General features: G+C 70.3%; 14 protein-coding genes and 1 pseudogene. 4 read left to right on the top strand and 11 right to left on the bottom strand.

Annotated features, from left to right (window positions below; translation table 11 throughout):
• Nucleotides 1-116: 116 nt before the first annotated feature.
• Together GIS00_RS13780 and GIS00_RS13775 are read left to right on the top strand one after the other, a co-directional pair.
• Nucleotides 117-488 (top strand): YciI family protein, encoded by a 372-nt coding sequence (locus GIS00_RS13780; RefSeq protein WP_154768993.1) that lies wholly within the window; start codon nucleotides 117-119, stop codon nucleotides 486-488.
• Entirely contained in the window at nucleotides 488-1,693 is a 1,206-nt protein-coding gene (locus tag GIS00_RS13775) for an RNA polymerase sigma factor (protein WP_154768992.1), read from the top strand. Before GIS00_RS13780 ends, GIS00_RS13775 begins: the two co-directional genes overlap by 1 nt.
• A gap of 8 nt (nucleotides 1,694-1,701) precedes the next feature.
• Here GIS00_RS13775 and GIS00_RS13770 read toward each other — a convergent pair whose 3' ends face one another.
• From GIS00_RS13770 to GIS00_RS13760, 3 genes are all read right to left on the bottom strand, one after another.
• Nucleotides 1,702-2,292 carry a carboxymuconolactone decarboxylase family protein gene (locus GIS00_RS13770; protein ID WP_154768991.1) on the bottom strand — a complete coding sequence of 197 codons (591 nt, stop codon included), beginning with the start codon at nucleotides 2,290-2,292 and terminating at the stop codon, nucleotides 1,702-1,704.
• A 61-nt stretch (nucleotides 2,293-2,353) separates the two neighbouring features.
• Nucleotides 2,354-2,620, bottom strand: coding sequence for a hypothetical protein (locus GIS00_RS13765; RefSeq protein WP_154768990.1), 267 nt, complete (start codon nucleotides 2,618-2,620; stop codon nucleotides 2,354-2,356).
• Nucleotides 2,621-2,996: 376 nt separating this feature from the next.
• A complete protein-coding gene (locus GIS00_RS13760; RefSeq protein WP_154768989.1) occupies nucleotides 2,997-4,070 on the bottom strand; it encodes a DNA polymerase IV in 1,074 nt (357 codons plus the stop codon).
• 188 nt (nucleotides 4,071-4,258) lie between these two features.
• Between GIS00_RS13760 and GIS00_RS13755 the strand changes: the two genes are divergently transcribed.
• Nucleotides 4,259-5,518, top strand: coding sequence for an AI-2E family transporter (locus tag GIS00_RS13755; protein ID WP_154768988.1), 1,260 nt, complete (start codon nucleotides 4,259-4,261; stop codon nucleotides 5,516-5,518).
• A 256-nt stretch (nucleotides 5,519-5,774) separates the two neighbouring features.
• Here GIS00_RS13755 and GIS00_RS28980 read toward each other — a convergent pair whose 3' ends face one another.
• From GIS00_RS28980 to gyrB, 3 genes are all read right to left on the bottom strand, one after another.
• Nucleotides 5,775-6,371 (bottom strand): DUF3566 domain-containing protein, encoded by a 597-nt coding sequence (locus tag GIS00_RS28980; RefSeq protein WP_154768987.1) that lies wholly within the window; start codon nucleotides 6,369-6,371, stop codon nucleotides 5,775-5,777.
• An 87-nt stretch (nucleotides 6,372-6,458) separates the two neighbouring features.
• On the bottom strand, nucleotides 6,459-9,041 hold the full coding sequence (gyrA, locus tag GIS00_RS13745) for a DNA gyrase subunit A (protein WP_154768986.1): 2,583 nt from the start codon (nucleotides 9,039-9,041) through the stop codon (nucleotides 6,459-6,461).
• A gap of 258 nt (nucleotides 9,042-9,299) precedes the next feature.
• Nucleotides 9,300-11,306 (bottom strand): DNA topoisomerase (ATP-hydrolyzing) subunit B, encoded by a 2,007-nt coding sequence (gene gyrB, locus GIS00_RS13740; protein WP_322097942.1) that lies wholly within the window; start codon nucleotides 11,304-11,306, stop codon nucleotides 9,300-9,302.
• Nucleotides 11,307-12,109: 803 nt separating this feature from the next.
• Between gyrB and GIS00_RS13735 the strand changes: the two genes are divergently transcribed.
• Nucleotides 12,110-12,913, top strand: a complete 804-nt coding sequence (locus GIS00_RS13735) for a hemerythrin domain-containing protein (RefSeq protein ID WP_154768985.1) — start codon at nucleotides 12,110-12,112, stop codon at nucleotides 12,911-12,913.
• A 209-nt stretch (nucleotides 12,914-13,122) separates the two neighbouring features.
• On the opposite strand, the gene GIS00_RS13730 is transcribed toward GIS00_RS13735, so the two are convergent.
• The 5 genes and pseudogenes from GIS00_RS13730 to dnaN all read right to left on the bottom strand — a co-directional run bounded on the left by GIS00_RS13730 (nucleotide 13,123) and on the right by dnaN (nucleotide 18,543).
• Nucleotides 13,123-13,956, bottom strand: coding sequence for a hypothetical protein (locus GIS00_RS13730; protein ID WP_154768984.1), 834 nt, complete (start codon nucleotides 13,954-13,956; stop codon nucleotides 13,123-13,125).
• 232 nt (nucleotides 13,957-14,188) lie between these two features.
• Complete coding sequence (locus GIS00_RS13725; RefSeq protein ID WP_154768983.1) at nucleotides 14,189-14,836, bottom strand: DUF721 domain-containing protein; 648 nt, start codon at nucleotides 14,834-14,836, stop codon at nucleotides 14,189-14,191.
• A 372-nt stretch (nucleotides 14,837-15,208) separates the two neighbouring features.
• Nucleotides 15,209-16,315: pseudogene (gene recF, locus GIS00_RS13720) on the bottom strand (DNA replication/repair protein RecF); the annotation flags it as partial.
• A gap of 48 nt (nucleotides 16,316-16,363) precedes the next feature.
• Nucleotides 16,364-17,269: a phosphogluconate dehydrogenase (NAD(+)-dependent, decarboxylating) gene (gnd, locus tag GIS00_RS13715; protein WP_154768982.1), complete on the bottom strand. Its 906-nt coding sequence runs from the start codon at nucleotides 17,267-17,269 to the stop codon at nucleotides 16,364-16,366.
• A gap of 155 nt (nucleotides 17,270-17,424) precedes the next feature.
• Nucleotides 17,425-18,543 carry a DNA polymerase III subunit beta gene (gene dnaN / locus GIS00_RS13710; protein WP_154768981.1) on the bottom strand — a complete coding sequence of 373 codons (1,119 nt, stop codon included), beginning with the start codon at nucleotides 18,541-18,543 and terminating at the stop codon, nucleotides 17,425-17,427.
• Nucleotides 18,544-18,636 lie beyond the last annotated feature (93 nt).

Raw genomic sequence — 18,636 nt, 5'->3', positions numbered from 1 at the left:
AGGTCGGTCACGACTCCGAGGGTAGAGGGGCAGGGGGCCATGTCGAGAACGGCCGACCCGGCTGCGACACCCTGGTGCACGATGACTGGCATCGTGGCCGAGGCGAGGAGAGCACCATGCGCTACCTGATCCTGATCCACAGCAACCCGAAGTCCTGGACGATCTGGGACGCGCTGACCGAGGAGCAGCGGTCGTCCTTCGGCGCCGACCACATGGCATTGAGCGAGGAGCTGGCCAGGACCGGCGAGCTGGTCGCCTCCGAGGGTCTGCCGGGGCCGGAGTACTCGACGTGGGTCACCTCGAAGGACGGGCACATCGCGACCGACGGTCCCTTCGCCGAGGTCAAGGAGTACGTGGCCGGCTTCTACCTGGTCGAGTGCGACAGCAAGGAACGGGCGATCGAACTGGCGGCGATGGTGCCGGACGCGCGCAACGGGTCGCCGGTCGAGGTCCGTCAGGTGTTCGACATGAGCCTGCTCGACGACTGATGTCCGGCCCTGTTCCGCCCGGTCCCGTCGAGTCCGTGCTGCGCGAGCTGGCCCCGCTGGTGCTCGGTGACATCGGCCGCCGCTACGGGGATTTCGCCGCCGCCGACGACGCCGTCCAGGAGGCGATGATCGACGCCGCCGAGCAGTGGCCGGCCTCGGGGATGCCGGCGAACCCACGTGGCTGGCTGGTCCGGGTGGCGTCCCGCCGGCTGACCGAGATCTGGCGCAGCGACACCGCCCGGCACCGGCGCGAGCAGGTCGTCGCCGGCGAGTCCGCTCCGGCGGGCTCCGAGGAGGACACCTTGCTGGTGTACCTGCTCTGCTGCCATCCGTCGCTGACCCAGACCTCGCAGGTCGCGCTCACCCTGCGGGCGGTCGGCGGCCTGTCGACTGCCGAGATCGGCACGGCGCTGCTGGTGCCGGAAAGCACAGTGGCACAACGGATCAGCCGGGCGAAGAAGAGCATCCGGGCCGCCGGTGGCCGGTTCGAACCGCCGCCGGCCACGGAGCTGCCCGGGCGGATCGCCACCGTGCTGCAGGTGCTCTACCTGACCTTCAACGAGGGCTATTCGGCGAGCTCCGGGCAGTCGCTGCTGCGCGCGGACCTGTCCAACGAGGCGATCCGGCTGGCCCGGCAGCTGCACGCGCTGCGGCCGGCCGACGGGGAGATCGCCGGGCTGCTGGCGCTGATGCTGCTCACCGACGCCCGCCGGCCCGCTCGGGTCCGCGCGGACGGCGCACTGGTGCCGCTGGACGAGCAGGACCGTGACCTGTGGCGCCGGGATCTGATCGACGAGGGCAGCGCGATCATCGAGAAAGCCTTGGGCACCGCTGTTGTCGGGCCCTTCCAGCTGCAGGCGGCGATCGCGGCGGTGCACGACGAGGCAGCGTCGACCGAGGTCACCGACTGGCGGCAGATCCTCGGACTGTACGAACTGCTGCTGGTCGCCGCACCGGGGCCGGTCGCAATGTTGGGCCGGGTGGTGGCCTTCGCCATGGTGCACGGTCCCGAGAAGGGCCTGCTGGAACTGGATCTCACGGCCTCCCAACCGTCGCTGGCCGGGTCGTACCGGGTCGATGCCTGTCGGGGACGACTGCTGGATCTGGCCGGCGACCGGTCCGGAGCGCGGGAGGCCTACGCCGCTGCCGCTCGCCGGGCGACCAACTTGCCCGAGCAACGGCATCTGGAGTCCAAGAGCCGCTGAGTGACGGCTCAGGCCTCCTCGATCGGGCGTCCCCAGGTGACGGCGCCCAACACCTCGGCGGGCGCGGTGCTCCGGTAGGCGGCGTCGGGGCGGACACCCAGCGCGTCGTTGACGGTGGAGAACGCCAGTCGGAGCGCGACGAAGACGGTGATTCCGACGATCTCCTCGTCGGTCCAGCCCGCTTGTCGCAGGTCGTCGACCTGCGCCGCGGTGGTGGCGTTCGGGTCGTCGGCCACCGCCCGGGACCAGGTCGCCAGGGCTCGCTCCCTCGGCGTCAGGTCGTCCGTGTCGCCGGCCAGCACCGCTGCCGCAATGGCCGGGGTGCTCTCCTGCGCCAATCGCTCGCCCCAGGCCAGTGCGCAGTAGGAGTCGCCCAGTGCGGCGGCGGCCGAGGTCACCAGGATCCCGCGCTCGCGCATCGACAGCTGCAAGGGTGCGTTGGCCGTGCGGAGCAGATCGAACAGGCCCTCCTGCAGTTCGGGCCGGTGGGCCCAGACGCGGCTCAGGTTCATCACGTCACCGGAGTCCGCCACGTCCTCGTCGTAGAGCTGCTGCGCCTGCGCCGACGGGACGGCGGGTGGCGGGACGAACGCGGTCATCGGTCTCCTCGGGTTCCGGTGGACATCCGGAACCAGAAGGGTGACGACCCGCTGTGATACGTCAGGCCTTCTCGGCCGTCTGGCCCATCTTCACCGGCGGCGGGCCGTCGTCGCTCTCGATGGTGTTGACCGCGCCCTTCTTCGCGAACGCCGCCCACAGGTTGAAGATCGTGATCCCGGCGGCGAGTGCCACCCAGACCCAGATGAACCAGTTGACGCCCTTCTCGGAGTTGAACGCCGTCACCAAGGCCACCACGATCATGACGATTCCGAAGAAGACTCCGAAGATCGCCATGGGCTTGCTGGGCTTGACTCGGTACGTGGCCACGGGAACTCACTTTCGTCGATCGTTCGTCGAGAAGTGCTGTTCTGTCGCCCTTACCCGGCCCTGTATCGGATCAATCCCGGATCCTGCGATATCACTGCAGGTCACCGGGTGATCACACCCGCGTGGGTGGTCGGAATCCGGAGCACGCCGGTCGGCGACGGCGCAGCGTGCGGTTCTGGGCCGGGGCACGAGTACAACGATCGCTGCGGCTTCCGATCAGTGCCGTCGGACCGCGGAACGCGCGGGTGAACGGCACGGATCCGGAGGAGCGTCGATTATCGGCGCTGTCCGCAGTCTGACGGCACGGATGTGGAGGACGCCGATCATCTCCGCCGGCGCGCCCCGCGGATCGCGACCCGGCATCACTGCGCTGCCGTCAGCGACTGCGACCGGACTCGTCCTGGTCCGGCACGAACTCCGCCCGCACCCCGAGCAGGCGGACCGGACGGTCGTGGTCCTCGAACTTCTCCAGCACCCGCAGGGCACCGGCCACCATCTCCTCGACGTCGGTGGTCGGGGCGGGCAGCTTGGCGATCTTGATCTGGGTGAAGAAAGGCTTGAAGCGGACCTTGACCGACATCCGGCCGACGGGGCGGCCGGTGTCCTTGATGTCCTCGTGCACCTTCCGGGCGAGGACCTCGGTCTCCTGCCGGATCTGCTCCCAGGTGGTGAGGTCCTGCTGGTAGGTGACCTCGCGGCTGCGGGACCGCGGCACCCACGGTGTCCCGATCACCTCGGTGCGGCCCAGTCCGCGACCGAGCCCCGCGTAGTACGGACCCATGGTCGGGCCGAGCCGCTCGGCCAGCATCCGCGGGTCCGCGGCGGCCAGCTGGGCGACGGTGTGCAGGCCCAGGTCCGCGAGCTTGGCGGCGGTCTTCTTCCCGATACCCCACAGCGCCTCCGTCGGCCGCTCGCCGAGGACCGGCAGCCAGGTGGCAGCGGTGAGCCGGAAGATCCCCTGCGGCTTGCCGAAGCCGGTGGCCATCTTGGCCCGGACCGTGGTGTCGCCGATGCCGACGGTGCAGTGCAGTCCGGTCGCGGCCAGCACCGCCTGCTGGGCGTCCCGGGCCAGCTGCTCGGGATCGGCGGTCACCGCGCCGACGAACGCCTCGTCCCAGCCCAGGATCTCGACGGTGACACCGGGCAGCGCAGCGAGGGCGGCCATCACCTGTGCCGAGACCTCGTCGTAGGCGGCGTGGTCGGAAGGCAGGAACACCGCGTCCTTGCACTTGCGGACGGCGAGCTTGAGCGGCATCCCCGAGTGGATGCCGAACGCCCTGGCCTCGTACGACGCGGTGGCGACGACCGCGCGTTCGGTCGGATCACCGTTCCCGCCGACGACCACCGGAAGGCCGGCAAGCTCCGGCCGCCGCTGGACCTCCACCGCCGCGATGAACTGGTCCATGTCGACGTGCAGCACCCAGGGTCTCGCCTCGTCGGGGGCCGTCATGGGACCAGTCTGCCGAGGACGGCCGACAGCCGCCGGATGCCCGCCCCTGCTCGGACCCCGCCGCCGCAGGTCGAGCGGGTGGCCGGTGGTCCGGGACCGGTCCGGCGACGGGGTGATCATCGCGAACGGTGGCGGTGGCCACGCGTGGCGAACCGGGGCACACCGCCGATTTCGGGTACCCCTGGATCATGACCGCATCCGACGGACCCGCCGAGCCGCCGTCCGCCGAGGAGAGATCCGCCGGAGAGAAGCCCTCCGGGAGCAAGAGGAAGAAGAAGGAACCGGAGTCGCCGGCCACGCCGGTGACCGAGGACCCGGCGGCCGGCGAGCGGGTCTCGCACGCGGTCGCGGAACTGTCCCGGTGGACGCTGCGGATCCTGATCATCGGTGCCGGGCTGTACGTAGTGCTCTGGCTGTTCGGCCTGTTCTGGGAGGTCATGCTTCCGGTCCTGCTGGCGCTGATGCTGTCGACGATCCTCTGGCCGCCGGTGCGCTGGATGCGCCGCAAGCTCCCGCACGCGCTGGCCGCGTCGATCGGTGTGGTCGCGGTGCCGGTGGTGGTCGGCGGCCTGATCGCGCTGATGTCCACGCTGATCGCCAGCGAGTGGCAGGGCCTGTCCGACAAGTTCTCCGACGGCATCGACTCGCTGCAGACCTGGTTGGCCGGTCCGCCGCTGAACCTGGGTGACGACGCGGTCGGTCAGTTGCTCGACAAGGGCCTGACCTGGCTGCAGGAGCACGCGCAGACACTGGCGTCGTCGGCGCTGACCAGCCTCACCACGGTCGGATCGCTGCTGGTCACGCTGGTGCTGGCGCTGGTCATCGCGTTCTTCATGCTCAAGGACGGGCCAAGGTTCCAGCCCTGGGTGACCCGGTGGGTCGGCTTCCGCGCCGGCCGTCACTTCACCGAGCTGTCCACCCGGATCTGGGACACCCTCGCCCGGTACGTCTGGGCGCAGGCGGCGGTCGCGGCGATCGACGGGGTGTTCATCGGCCTGGGTGTCTGGGCGCTCGGCGTGCCGTTCGCGCTGCCGATCGCGGTGCTGACCTTCTTCGGCGGCTTCATCCCGATCATCGGTGCGTTCGTCGCCGGGTTCGTCGCGGTGCTGGTCGCTCTGGTGGCCAACGGTTTCGGCACGGCGCTGGCCGTGCTGGCGATCGTGCTGGTGGTGCAGCAGCTCGAGGGCAACGTGATCAGCCCGATGCTGATGAGCCGCACCATGCAGATCCACGCCGGGGTGGTGCTGGTCGCGGTGACCGCGGGCGGCGGGCTCTTCGGGATCATCGGCGCCCTGCTGGCCGTGCCGGCGGTCTCGGTGATCATGGTGATCGCCCAGTACCTCCGCGCCGAGGCCCGCGGGCCGGACGCCCCGCCGGAGTCGACCATCGCGATCGAGGCGGCGCGCGGCCAGCCGGGGGATGTGCAGTCGAAGGAGAAGCCCGCCTAAGCCCGCCCCCTCGCGCGAGGATCTTCTTCGCCTGCGCGTGTGATCGTTCGCTGTTTGGGACTGGTGGGACGGTTGTCGCCACTTTCCTACGCGCCTGCGATGAAGATCCTCGCGTCAGGTCGGGGTCAGGTCGGGGTCAGGATGGCGTCGGGTCGCGGCGGGGGGCCGGTCGGGGGTGAGGGGCTGGGGAGATGCGGAACGCCCCGCCTCCTGGTGCAGGAGGCGGGGCGTCCGTGGTGCGGCGGGGTGTGGCTCGTCAGTCGCGTTCGCCGAGGGTGATCTCGACGCCGCCGGACATGCCGGCGGCGGCGTTGTAGACGAACGCCGAGATGGTGGCCAGGGCGGTGAAGAGCACGATGTTGACGGCGCCGATCACCGCGGTGACACCGAAGACGGCGCCCGGGGTGATCAGGTCACCGGCCTGACCTGATGAGTCCGCCGAGGTCAGCGTCGCCCAGGTCGAATTGAGCTGGGTCCACACGTCCATGGAGCCGAGGGCCAGGTAGAGCACGCCGACGGCGATCATCCAGACGAAGAACATCACGATCGCCACGATCAGGCTGATCTTCAGGACGGTCCACGGATCGATCCGCTTGAGCTGCAGCGAAGCGAGCCGCGGGGGCCGACGCTGGGCCCGACCGCGACGCGGGGCCGCTGCCTCGGGCCGGTTGTTCGTCTCCGACCGCGGCGAGCCCGCCGGCACACCGGCCGCGGGCACCCCGTTCGTCCCGGCCGGCGTGCCGGCGGTGGGCGTACGCCCACCGGTGCGCGGGGGCGCGGTGGTGGAGGCGGAGCGCTGAGCGGCGGCCGGTGCCCCGGGGGCACCTGCCGGTGTGGCACGTGGCGTCGTCACTCAGTTCTCCTTCGGCCCCGCAGGGCTGTGCTCATGCGTCGTTCCAAGCTACCGGCAGGCCGCGCCCTCAGGCGCGGCCCGACCGGGTCATTCCGCGTCCGGCGCTCCGTCGGTGGTCGCACCGGGGGCATCCGGGGTCCCGGCGGCGTCGTTCTCGGTGCCGGCGGCGGCCGGGGGCACAGCGGTCCCGGACTCAGGGACGTCGTCACCCGCGTCCGCGTTGCGTGCGATCGCCACCAGAGTGTCGGAATCCGCGAGGTTCATCAAGCGGACCCCCATCGTCTGGCGCTGCGCCTTGCGCACTTCCTTCGCCGATGTCCTGATCACGCCGCCCTGCGAGGTGATCGCGTAGACCTCGGCGTCCAGGTCGACGATGAGCGCACCGACCAGGTTGCCGCGCTTGCGGTCGTACTTGATCGTCAGCACGCCCTTGCCGCCGCGGCCCTGCACCGGGTACTCCTCCATCTCGGTGCGCTTGGCGTAGCCGCGCGAGGTGGAGACCAGCACGTAGCTGCCGGGCTGCGCGACGTCCATCGACAGCAGCTCGTCGCCCGAGTTGAACCGCATGCCGAGCACGCCGGAGGTGGCCCGGCCCATCGGCCGCAGCGCCTCGTCGGAGGCGTGGAACCGGATCGACTGGCCCTCGGCGGAGATCAGCAGCAGGTCGTCCTCTGCCGAGCAGAGCACCGCGCCGACCAGCTCGTCGTCGTCCCGCAGGTTGATCGCCTGCAGACCGCCGGAGCGGTTCGAGTCGTACAACGGCAGCTCGGACTTCTTGACCAGGCCGCCCTTGGTGGCGAGCACCAGGTACGGCGCGACCTGGTAGTTCCGGATCTGGATGACCTGGGCGATCTTCTCGTCCGGCTGGAAGGCGAGCAGGTTCGCAACGTGCTGACCACGCGCGTTGCGGTTGGCCTCGGGCAGCTCGTACGCCTTCGCCCGGTACACCCGGCCCTTGTTCGTGAAGAACAGGATCCAGTCGTGGGTGGAGCAGACGAAGAAGTGGGCGACGATGTCGTCCTGCTTCAACGCGGCGCCCTGCACGCCCTTGCCGCCACGCTTCTGCGCCCGGTACAGGTCGGTCTTGGTGCGCTTGGCGTAGCCGGTCCGGGTGATCGTGACCACCACGTCCTCGACGGCGATCAGGTCCTCCATCGAGACGTCCCCGTCGAACGCCACGATCCGGGTGCGCCGGTCGTCGCCGTACTTGTCGACGACCTCCCGCAGCTCGTCCCGGACGATGGCACGCTGCCGCTCGGGCCGGGCCAGGATGTCCTTGAGGTCGGCGATGATGACCTCGAGGGCGGCCAGGTCGTCGATGATCCGCTGCCGCTCGAGGGCGGCGAGACGGCGCAGCTGCATGTCCAGGATGGCGGTGGCCTGCACGTCGTCGACGTCGAGCAGCTCCATCAGGCCGGCCTTGGACTGCTCGGCCGAGGGCGAGCGCCGGATCAGGGCGATGACCTCGTCCAGCATGTCCAGCGCCTTGACCAGGCCACGCAGGATGTGGGCGCGTTCCTCGGCCCGGTCCAACCGGTACTGGGTCCGCCGCTGGATGACCTCGATCTGGTGCGCGGTGTAGTAGCTGATCATCTGGTCCAGCCGCAGGGTGCGCGGCACCCCGTCGACGATGGCCAGCATGTTGGCGCCGAAGCTGGTCTGCAGCTGGGTGTGCTTGAACAGGTTCGCCAGCACGACCTTGGCGACGGCGTCGCGCTTGAGCGTGATGACGATCCGCATGCCGACCCGGTCGCTGGACTCGTCCGCGATGTCAGCGATGCCGGCGATCCGGCCGTCCTTGTGCAGCTCGGCGATGCCGGTGACGAGGTTGTCCGGGTTGACCTGGTACGGCAGCTCGGTGACGACGAGGGTGGTCCGGCCCTTGTTGTCCTCCTCGATCTCCACCACGGAGCGCATCCGGATGGAGCCGCGGCCGGTGCGGTAGGCATCCGCGATGCCGTCGCCGCCGACGATCAGGCCCTTGGTCGGGAAGTCCGGGCCCTTGATCCGCTCGATGGAGGCCTCGAGCAGCTCCTCGGCGGTGGCCTCCGGGTTGTCCAGGTACCAGATGACCGCCTCGGACACCTCGCGCAAGTTGTGCGGCGGGATGTTGGTGGCCATACCGACGGCGATGCCGGAGGAGCCGTTGACCAGCAGGTTCGGGATCCGCGCGGGCAGCACCGTGGGCTCGGTGGTCTTGCCGTCGTAGTTCGGGATCATGTCGACGGTGTCTTCGTCGATGCCCGCCAGCATCTGCATCGCCAGCGGCGCCATCCGGCACTCCGTGTACCGCATGGCGGCGGCCGGGTCGTTGCCCGGGGACCCGAAGTTGCCCTGACCGTCGACCAGCGGATAGCGCAGCGACCAGGGCTGGGCCAGCCGGACCAGGGTGTCGTAGATCGAGCTGTCACCGTGCGGGTGGTAGTTGCCCATCACCTCGCCGACGACGCGGGAGCTCTTGACCCGGCCGCGGTCCGGCCGGAAGCCGGCGTCGTACATGCCGTAGAGCACCCGGCGGTGCACCGGCTTGAGACCGTCCCGGACATCGGGCAGCGCCCGCGAGACGATGACGCTCATCGCGTAGTCGATGAACGACCGCTGCATCTCCTGCTGGATGTCGACCGGTTCTGTCCGGTCGTGTTCGGCGGTCGGTCCGGTGGGGCCCGTCATCTCCTGCTGCCTTCCGTTCTGTTCCTGTTCACCGGGGAGCACTTCCGTGTTCCGCTGTGATTTCCGGAGATTCGATGTTTGGTCCGTGCCGGAGCGGGAACACCGGGCCGATCATTTGCCGCCTTCGGCTCCCGGCCGGGTATTCCACACTGTGGATGAATCGTGTGCACATCTCGTCGCATTGTCGCAAACTATCCGAGAAGCCCTGTGATGCATGACTTCTCGCGGTCCTCGCGACGAGATGCGCACATCTGCGGATCAGAAGTCCAGGAACCTGACGTCCCGGGCGTTGCGGGTGATGAAACTCCGCCGCGCTTCCACGTCCTCACCCATCAACACGCTGAACAATTCGTCGGCGGTGGCCGCGTCGTCCAGGGTCACCTGCAGCAGCAGCCGGTTCGCGGGATCCATGGTGGTCTCCCACAGTTCCTTGGCGTCCATCTCGCCGAGACCCTTGTAGCGCTGGATGCCGTCGTCCTTCGGCAGCTTCCGGCCGGCCTCGGTCCCGATCTGGATCATGCCGTCGCGCTCGCGGTCGGAGTAGGCGAACTCCTGCTCGCCCTTCGTCCACTTGAGCTTGTACAGCGGCGGCTGGGCCAGATAGACGTACCCGGCCTCGACCAGCGGCCGCATGAAGCGGAACAGCAGGGTCAGCAGCAGGGTGCGGATGTGCTGGCCGTCGACGTCGGCATCGGCCATCAGCACGATCTTGTGGTACCGGCACTTGGCGAGGTCGAACTCGTCGTGGATGCCGGTGCCCAGGGCCGTGATCAGCGACTGGACCTCGGTGTTCTTCAGCACCCGGTCGATCCGGGCCTTCTCCACGTTGATGATCTTGCCGCGGATCGGCAGGATCGCCTGGGTCATCGAGTCGCGGCCGGCGCCGGCGCTGCCGCCCGCCGAGTCACCCTCGACGATGTACAGCTCGGACTTGCTCGGGTCCGTGCTGCGGCAGTCCTTGAGCTTGCCGGGCAGGCCGCCGATCTCCAGCGCGCCCTTGCGGCGGACCAGCTCGCGGGCCTTGCGGGCGGCGATCCGTGCCTGTGCCGATGACACACCCTTGTTGACGATGGCCCGGGCCTCGGAGGGGTTGCGCTCGAACCAGTCGGCGATCCACTCGTTGCAGGCGCGCTGGACGAACGACTTCGCCTCGGTGTTGCCGAGCTTGGTCTTCGTCTGGCCCTCGAACTGCGGCTCGCGCAGCCGGATGGAGATGATCGCGGCCAGGCCCTCGCGGATGTCGTTGCCCTCGAGCGCCGGGTCCTTCTCCTTGAGCAGTTTCTTCTCGCGGGCGTACTTGTTCACCGTCGAGGTGAGCGCCGCGCGGAAGCCCTCCTCGTGGGTGCCGCCCTCGTGCGTGTTGATGGTGTTGGCGAAGGTGTGGACCGACTCCGCGTAGGAGTTGTTCCACTGCATCGCGACCTCGACCTCCATGGTCTCGCCCTTGGCGTCGAAACCGATGATCGAGGCGTGCGCCGGCTCCTTCGTCCGGTTCAGGTGCTTGACGTAGTCGACCAGCCCGCCCGGGTAGTGGAAGGTGCGCTCCAGGGGCTTAAAGTCGGCCTTGGCCTTCTCGACGCCCTCGCCCTCCAGGGCGACCGCCTCGGCGTCGGCGTCCTCCTCGAGCGCGGGGCGGCGCTCGTCGCGCAGCTTGATGGTGAGGCCCTTGTTGAGGAAGGCCATTTCCTGCAGCCGCCGGGAGATCGTCTCGACGTTATAGGTGGTGGTCTCGAAGATCGAGGGATCGGCCCAGAAGGTGACGGTGGTGCCGGTGGCGTCGCTCTTGCCCAGGTCCTCCAGCGGGCCGGGCTTGGCGTGGTCGTAGACCTGGTGCCAGTGGCCGCCGTCGCGCTGGATGTCGACCTCGAGCCGGGTGGACAGCGCGTTCACCACGGAGACGCCGACACCGTGCAGACCGCCGGAGACCGCGTAGGAGTCGGAGTCGAACTTGCCGCCGGCGTGCAGCACGGTCAGCACCACCTCGACGGTGGGCCGCTTCTCCTTGGGGTGCATGTCGACCGGGATGCCACGGCCGTTGTCGATGACGGACACGCCGCCGTCGGCGCGCAGCACCACCTCGACACTGTCCGCGAACCCGGCCATCGCCTCGTCGACCGAGTTGTCCACGACCTCCTGCACCAGGTGGTGCAGACCGCGCTCGCCGGTGGAGCCGATGTACATGCCGGGGCGCTTGCGGACCGCTTCGAGGCCCTCCAGCACCGTGATCGAGGATGCGCCGTACTCGTTCTGCTTCTTCGCCGCCACAGGTCCCTCTTCTGTCGTGCTTCCCGTTCGTGCCCGGTCCGGACGGGACGTGTCCGACACCGACGATCCCCCCGCCCGGCCGCGGTGACGGCCGAACCGGAGGGATCATGGATCTGACACACTCGTCCGGGGATCCGCAGCGCGCGACGGGCCCGGGATCGTCTCCACGGAGCTTCCCGGCAACTGCGCCAGGATCCGTCAGCGACGATCTGAGGCCCTCCCACGACTGGGACCGCCGTTCAGTCTACCTTTTCCCGGCTCCTGATGCCGCCTTTGTGCTACCTGACACCGCCGTGGCGCGCCCGGTTCGTCCGGGCTCGGGTCAGGGGCGCGGGGGCGGGGGGTCCCGGCGCTCTCCCGGACACTCAGCCGTTCCCTGTCCCTGCCTCGTCGCGATGATCAACTTCGCAGGCGCGTGGGTTCCGGGCGGAAATGGGACGGGTGGGGCGGGAGTCGCCTGGTTCGTGCGCGCGGTGGAAGTTGATCATCGCGCCGGGTGGGGGTGGGGCGGGCATACAGCGGCGGCCGGCGCACGACCAGTAGGTCCGGCAGTGGCTCGTGCAGATCGGGTGCCGTCAGCCTCGTCGAGCGTGGTTCAACGCAACGGATCGCTGGTTCGGGCGGGGTGGGGGTGGGCCGGACGGGGGAATCGGGCGGACTCCGGCGAACGGGAGGTATCGGAGGAACCGGCGGCGGCTCTTGACCATCGGATCGGCACGCACGATCCGCCGGCCCGGTCTGACGCGCGCCGGGACCCGCACGACCTGAAGCCGACCGACATGAAGAACCCCAGGAGATTCGTCATGGCCACCCGCCTGACCACGCCGCACAGCGCCACCCCACACGGCGCCACCGAACAGCCCAGCACCACCCCGCAGCAGAAGAACCCGGTGCCGACCCAGCGCACCGGCGCCGACGAACTCGCCGCCCGCCGCGGCGGCGCGGTCACCGGGCCGGCGCCGAGTGACGTCCCCACGGACCTGCACGAGGTGATGAACCAGGTGATCCACCATGGCCTGCGCCGCGATCTGCGCCGGGTGCAGGAGGTGTTGCGCCGGCCGACCAGCCTGCGCCGCCGGGTCGCGATGATCGAGCACCTGCGCTGGATGCTCGAGCAGCTGCACCACCATCACGAGGCCGAGGACGAGATCATCTGGCCCGTCGTGCTGCGGCACCACCCGGATCTGGAGTCGCTGTCCGAGCAGATGGAGGCGGAGCACGACCGGCTGAGCTGGGCCATCGAGCGGCTGCACGCCACCCTGGACACCTGGTCGTCCTCCGGTGACGCCGAGGACCGAGCGGCCGTCCGGCGCGCCGCGCACGACCTGACCGTCGTCCTGGAACCGCACCTGCAGCACGAGGAGACCGTCGCGATGCCGGCCCTGTCCGCCCGGCTCACCGATGCGCAGTGGGCCGAGATCGACAAGAAGCTGCACCGCCTCGGCTCGCCGTCGCAGATGGCGCGCCAGATCTTCTGGATGCTCGACGACCTGGACGACAAGCGCACCGAGGTGTTGCGCTCGGTCTTCCCGAAGGCGATCACATCCGTGCTCACCGCGCTGTTCGGCCGCCGGGAGCGCCGCCGCGCCGAACTGCTCTGGGACTGACCTGACCGACAACGGCCCGCGACCTTCGTCGCGGGCCGTCGCCGTGTCCGGGGAAGCCGCAGCAGAGCGGACTCCGCGACCGGTCCGTCGGTCGGGCACGCCGCATCCTCCGACCGGTGCCCCCCGCCGGCGCAGGATGTGCAGTGGTTGGTCACGTCCGAAGAGGGATGCGTTGGCCCGGCGACAACCCCGGTCGCACCCGCTCGACGTCAGTTGATCGTGTCGCCGTTGATCGACAGATCGTCCTCCGGCCGTACCGGCCAGGTCTCGAGCCCGGACGATCCGTACAGCAGGTCGTTGATCAGCGCCGCGGGACCGCCGACAAGTGTGCTGTCGAAGTCGATCTCGGTCGCCACGCACCAGGAACGGTCGGCCGGCCACAGCAGGTTCGGCGACTGGGGAGTGGTCCAGACCGCCATCACCTCGTCGAACTCCCGGATGGTCGGCCAGAACCGCTGCTCGTGCAGCACACCGAGCGGGCCGTCGAACAGGTGGTAGTCCCGGTGCGGCAGGTGCAGCATCGGGCCCTCCGCATCGGCGGTGCCGCCGGGTCCATGCGGTCCGAAGGCAGGTGGGATCGGCGGTTGTGGGCCCGGGCCGACCATGACAATCGAGAAGGGACCGTGCATCCACCCGTAGCCGTCCCACAGTCCGAACCTGCAGTCGTCGACCGCGGCGGTGTGCGCTGCCAGGACATCGGCCAATCGGCCGAGAGAAGGACTCTCCAGGCTGCCGATCATCGGCACGTCGTCCGTCCAGAGCCGCCGGCCGTCGGCATCCGGTGCCGCGATCGACTGCCACTGCATCAACGGGTGCGCGGTGCGGCCGGTGACGGCGCAGACGTGCTGCCATGAGAGCTCGTCCGCTTCCCGCTGCACCGGGTGGGTGATCCGGGCATAGGCCTGGAATCCCTGCGGGACAACGTGTCCCACCGTGCCCCAGGACGTTCCGAGCCGCTCGGCGATCCAGGCAGCATCCGCTGCATCGGCCACCGGACGCAGTCGCTGCGGATCAGGTCCGGCCGGCGCATGTCCCCCTGTCATGAACTCATCGTCGACCACACCCCCGCACCGGTTCCACCGGATTCCGGCGCGATCCCGAGTTGCTCTCGACCCCATCTGCACGCCCGTCGCCGCGCAGCCGTTCACCGCACCGGGAGTCCGGCGGCGTGCGGGCCGAGCAGGTCGGCTTCCGCCTCGCAGAGGAGGCCACGAACACCGCCAGGCCGCGAACTCACTGGCCCGGTGGTGCCACCCAACGACACTGCCGCGCGGCTCAGCCGTAGGTGTCGCGCGGCCCCCGACCCGGCACGTGCCGGGGACCGAACCGCCAGGAGGGACCGGAGGGGCCGCGGGCGGTGATCCGGGAGACGGTGTTCGGACCGACCTCCCGGTTGATCTGCTGCACGAGACGCCCGGCCAGCATCCGGATCTGGGTCGCCCAGGCCGTCGACTCGGCCTGCAGCTGGAGCTCACCGTCCACCAGCGACACCGGACGGCAGTGCTCCGCGATGTCCGCTCCGACGATCTCCGCCCAGCGCCCGAAGACCGTGGCCTTCGCCAGATCGGCACCGGCACCCGCCTGCTTCGTCCAGCTGCGCAAGGTGGCACCCAGCGGGGTGGGATCGCGCAGCGGGTCGTCGCCGCTGCCGGACCACCGCCGGCGGCGAAGGCTCTGCGCCCCACCTGCCCGACGACCCTTCGGGTTCGCGGCCCCGGCGGAAGCGGCGCGGGCCGCGGCCCGCCGTTGCTCGTTCTGCGCTCGCGCCGCGGACAGTGCCTCCCGCGCCAGGTCCGACCCGCGGGCGCCGGCAGAGCCGTTCGCGGTACCGGTCGTTGGCCGACCCGCGCTCGAACCGTTTCGTGTGACCTCAGGACGACCATCACGCCGGTCCGAGGGGCGACCGTCCGGGTGATCAGCCATGTGCCACTCCCCTTCGGTTCACTCCGCCGGGGTGCATCCACCCTGGTTGTCCACACTGTCCACAGGGCTGTGCACATCCCCAGGAGCATCTACGTGACCCACGTCTCACCGCAGGTGTCGAGGCGAGGATCACCTGGTCACGGCCTCGGCATCGGTGACCGACGGATCGCCGATGCACTCCGCTCCGGTCGCGCTGCCGGCCGGCCCGCTACCCCGATCTCCTGCCCCGGATCCATCGACACCGGATCCGTCGGTACCTGACCCGTCCGCACCCGAACCGTCCGCACCCGAACCGTCGACGCCGTCGGCACCGGACCGATCGGTCGGGACACCGGCTGCTCCCGGGGTGTCCCCGGGTCCCGGTTCACTGTCGATCCGGCCGTCCACCACGGTGTGCCGGCGACCACCGAGCTCGACCGGGACGTCGTCACCGACCGCGGCGGTGATCAGCACCTGGTCGGCGCCGTCCACCAGGTGCGCCAGCCGGCGTCGGCGCGCGGTGTCCAGCTCGGCGAAGACGTCGTCGAGCACCAGGACCGGGTCGACCCCGTCCGAGCGCAAGAGCTGGAAGCCACCGATCTTCAGCGCCAGCGCGAACGACCACGACTCCCCGTGCGAGGCATAGCCTTTCGCCGGTCCGTCGGCCAGCAACAGGTCGAGGTCGTCGCGGTGCGGCCCGACCAGGCAGACCCCACGGTCCAGTTCCTGCGACCGCAGCCGGCCCATCTCGGCCAACAGCGCGGCGTGCAGCGACTCCTCGGTCGGCGCCTCCGGGAAGGCCGCACCCAGCGAACTCCGGTAGGCCAGGTCGACCGCAGCGGAGGACGGCGCCAGCTCCGCATAGGCCTGCACCACGTGCGGGCGGATCTCCTCGACCAAGGTCAACCTCGCCTGCAGCAGCACCGCCGCCGCATCGGCGAGATGCGAGTCCCAGACGTCGAGCGTGGACAGGTCGCCGCCACGCCGCGCCGCGCCGGCGGACTTGAGCAGTGCGCTGCGCTGCTTGAGCACCCGCTCGTGATCGCTGCGCACCCCGGCCAGCCGCGGCGCCCGCATCACCAGCAGGTCGTCCAGGAACTTGCGGCGCTCGCCCGGATCCCCGCGGACCAGGGCCAGGTCCTCCGGAGCGAACAGCACCGTGCGCAACACCCCGAGCAGGTCGCGCGGCCGGGCCAGCGGGGACCGGTTGATCCGCGCGCGATTGGCCCGGCCGTTGTTGATCTCGACCTCGAGCAGCAGTTCACGCCCGGCCGACACCACGGCCGCGCGGACCACGGCCCGTTCGGTGCCACGGCGGATCAGCGGTGCGTCGGCGGCGACCCGGTGGCTGGACAGGCCGGCCAGGTACCCGATGGCCTCGACCAGGTTGGTCTTGCCGGCGCCGTTCCGCCCGACCAGCACCTCGACGCCGGGCTGCAGGGCCAGCTCGGCGGTCGGCCAGGACCGGTAGTCCTGGAGTGAGAGGTGGCGGACGTACATGACTCCACCACCTTCCCACCGGACACCGACATGATCACCCGGCCGGGATCAGGTGATCGGAACAGCGCCCTCGGTGCCGGCCTTGCCGACCGCGTGCCCGCCGAACTGGTTGCGCAGTGCGGCGACGACCTTCATCGCCACCGACTCGTCCTGCCGCGAGGCGAACCGCGCGAACAGCGCGGCGGTGATCACCGGCAGCGGCACGGCGTGCTCGATGGCGGCCTCGATCGTCCACCGACCCTCGCCGGAATCCTGTGCGTAGCCTCGGATCTCGGCCAGACCCGGATCCCCCTGCAGGGCCAGGACCAGCAGGTCGAGCAGCCAGGAACGGATGACGGTGCCCTGCTGCCAGGAGGACATGACCGCGTCTGGGTCGGTGACCAGCGGGGAGGCCTTGATCAGCTCGTAGCCCTCGCCGTAGGCCTGCATCATCCCGTACTCGATGCCGTTGTGGACCATCTTGGTGAAGTGGCCGGCACCGACCGGACCGGCATGCACGAAACCGCCCGGGCCCTCCGGCTTGAGGGTGTCGAAGATCGGCTGGACCACCGAGACCGCGCCGACGTCACCGCCCACCATGAGCGCGTAGCCCTCGGTCAGGCCCCACACACCGCCGGACACCCCCGCGTCGATGTAGCGGATGCCCTTCTCCCCCAACGCCTTCGCGTGCAGCTGGTCGTCGGTGTACCGCGAGTTGCCGCCGTCGATGATGATGTCGCCCGGCTCGAGCACCTCGCCGAGGGAGGTGATGGTGGCCCGGGTCGGCTCGCCAGACGGGACCATCACCCACACCGCGCGCGGCGGCTCCAGCGCGGCGACCAGCGCCGGCAGGTCCTCGACGTCGCGCGGGGAGGTGGGGCTGCGGTCGTAGCCGATGACCTGGTGGCCGCCGCGGCGCAGCCGCTCGGCCATGTTGCCGCCCATCTTGCCGAGGCCGATCAACCCGAGCTGCATGGTGTTCCCCTTCTGTAGGGCCGAGTCCTGTGATGCCGTTCGTCAACCGGAGGACCTGACCGCCGGCGCGATCGGGTTCCGCCGTGGACAGTGTCCACGGTGACCGACCGATCCGTCACGGTGGGGAGTGATCCGGTGACGAATCGGCGAACTCGTCAGCCCGGGAGGCGGGCCGGCATGACGACGTACCGGTAGTCCTGCTCCGGCTTGTTCTTGTCCGGGTCGACCACCGGGACCATCAGGGCCGGCCGCGACGGGGTGGTGAAGGCGAGCCGGACGGTGTCGGCGTGCACGACGCCCAGGCCGTCCAGCAGGTAGCCGGGGTTGAAGGCGATCAGCAGCTCGGCGCCGTCGGCCTCGACCGGCAGCTCCTCCTCGGCCCGCCCCTCGTCGTCACCGCCGGCGGTCAGCGTCAGCATCCCGTCGGTGACCTGCATGCGCAGGTGGTGCCCGCGGTCGGTGACCAGGGCGACGCGGCGGATGGCCTCGGTCAGCTCGGAGGCGGCCACCTCGACGGTGGTGGTGCTGCTGCTCGGCAGCAGCGAGCGGTACTTCACGAACTCCACATCGAGCAGCCGGACCGTGGTGCGCCGGCCGGAGGCCTCGAGGCCGAGCAGGCCGTCACCGAGTCCGACCACGACGGTCCCGGACGAGCCGAGCGTCTTGGCCGCATCGGCCAGAGTGCGGGCCGGGACCAGCACCGCGGTGGACAGGTCGGGCACGTCCGGGGTCCAGCTCAGCTCCCGGACGGCCAGCCGGAAACGATCGGTCGCGGCGAGAGTCAGCTTGTCGCCCTCGATCTCGACCCGGATGCCGGTCAGCATGGGCAGCGTGTCGTCGCGGCCGGCGGAGATCGCGGTCTGCACCACGGCCTCGGCGAGCTCCGCGGCGCCCACGGTGCCGGAGGCGGCCGGCATCTCCGGCAGGGCCGGGTAGTCCTCGACCGGCATGGTGGGCAGGGTGAACTTGGCCGAGCCGCCGGTGATGGTCACCCGCGACCCGTCGGTGACGATGTCGACCGGCTTGGCCGGCAGCGCCCGGGTGATCTCGGCGAGCAGCCGCCCGGAGACCAGGACCCGGCCCTCGGTCTGCGCATCGACCGACACCTCGGCCCGGGTGGAGACCTCGTAGTCGAACCCGGCGACGACCAGGGTGTCGCCCGTGACCTCGAGCAGGATCCCGCCCAGCACCGGGACCGGCGGGCGGCTGGGCAGCGACTTCGCCACCCAGGCAACGGCGTCGGCGAGGTCTTCGCGTGCGACCCGCAGCTTCATCGGTCCTCCGAAACGAGATCTCGCACCGCGGAGTGGCCGCGGTGCAGGGCACGGACGTGACCGGCCGGGGTGCGGACCCCGATCGGCACACGG

This window comes from Nakamurella alba, assembly GCF_009707545.1.
Taxonomy (GTDB): Bacteria; Actinomycetota; Actinomycetes; order Mycobacteriales; family Nakamurellaceae; genus Nakamurella; species Nakamurella alba.
The sequence above is the reverse complement of the archived record's forward strand: the minus strand, read 5'-3'. Positions and strand labels throughout refer to the sequence as shown.

Excerpts from the sequence above, each read along its gene's own strand:
- GIS00_RS13780 (WP_154768993.1), top strand. The coding sequence starts at position 117 with ATGCGCTACCTGATCCTGATCCACAGCAACCCGAAGTCCTGGACGATC.
- GIS00_RS13775 (WP_154768992.1), top strand. The coding sequence starts at position 488 with ATGTCCGGCCCTGTTCCGCCCGGTCCCGTCGAGTCCGTGCTGCGCGAG.
- GIS00_RS13770 (WP_154768991.1), bottom strand. The coding sequence starts at position 2,292 with ATGACCGCGTTCGTCCCGCCACCCGCCGTCCCGTCGGCGCAGGCGCAG.
- GIS00_RS13760 (WP_154768989.1), bottom strand. The coding sequence starts at position 4,070 with ATGACGGCCCCCGACGAGGCGAGACCCTGGGTGCTGCACGTCGACATG.
- GIS00_RS13755 (WP_154768988.1), top strand. The coding sequence starts at position 4,259 with ATGACCGCATCCGACGGACCCGCCGAGCCGCCGTCCGCCGAGGAGAGA.
- gyrA (WP_154768986.1), bottom strand. The coding sequence starts at position 9,041 with ATGACGGGCCCCACCGGACCGACCGCCGAACACGACCGGACAGAACCG.
- GIS00_RS13735 (WP_154768985.1), top strand. The coding sequence starts at position 12,110 with ATGGCCACCCGCCTGACCACGCCGCACAGCGCCACCCCACACGGCGCC.
- GIS00_RS13730 (WP_154768984.1), bottom strand. The coding sequence starts at position 13,956 with ATGACAGGGGGACATGCGCCGGCCGGACCTGATCCGCAGCGACTGCGT.
- GIS00_RS13725 (WP_154768983.1), bottom strand. The coding sequence starts at position 14,836 with ATGGCTGATCACCCGGACGGTCGCCCCTCGGACCGGCGTGATGGTCGT.
- gnd (WP_154768982.1), bottom strand. The coding sequence starts at position 17,269 with ATGCAGCTCGGGTTGATCGGCCTCGGCAAGATGGGCGGCAACATGGCC.
- dnaN (WP_154768981.1), bottom strand. The coding sequence starts at position 18,543 with ATGAAGCTGCGGGTCGCACGCGAAGACCTCGCCGACGCCGTTGCCTGG.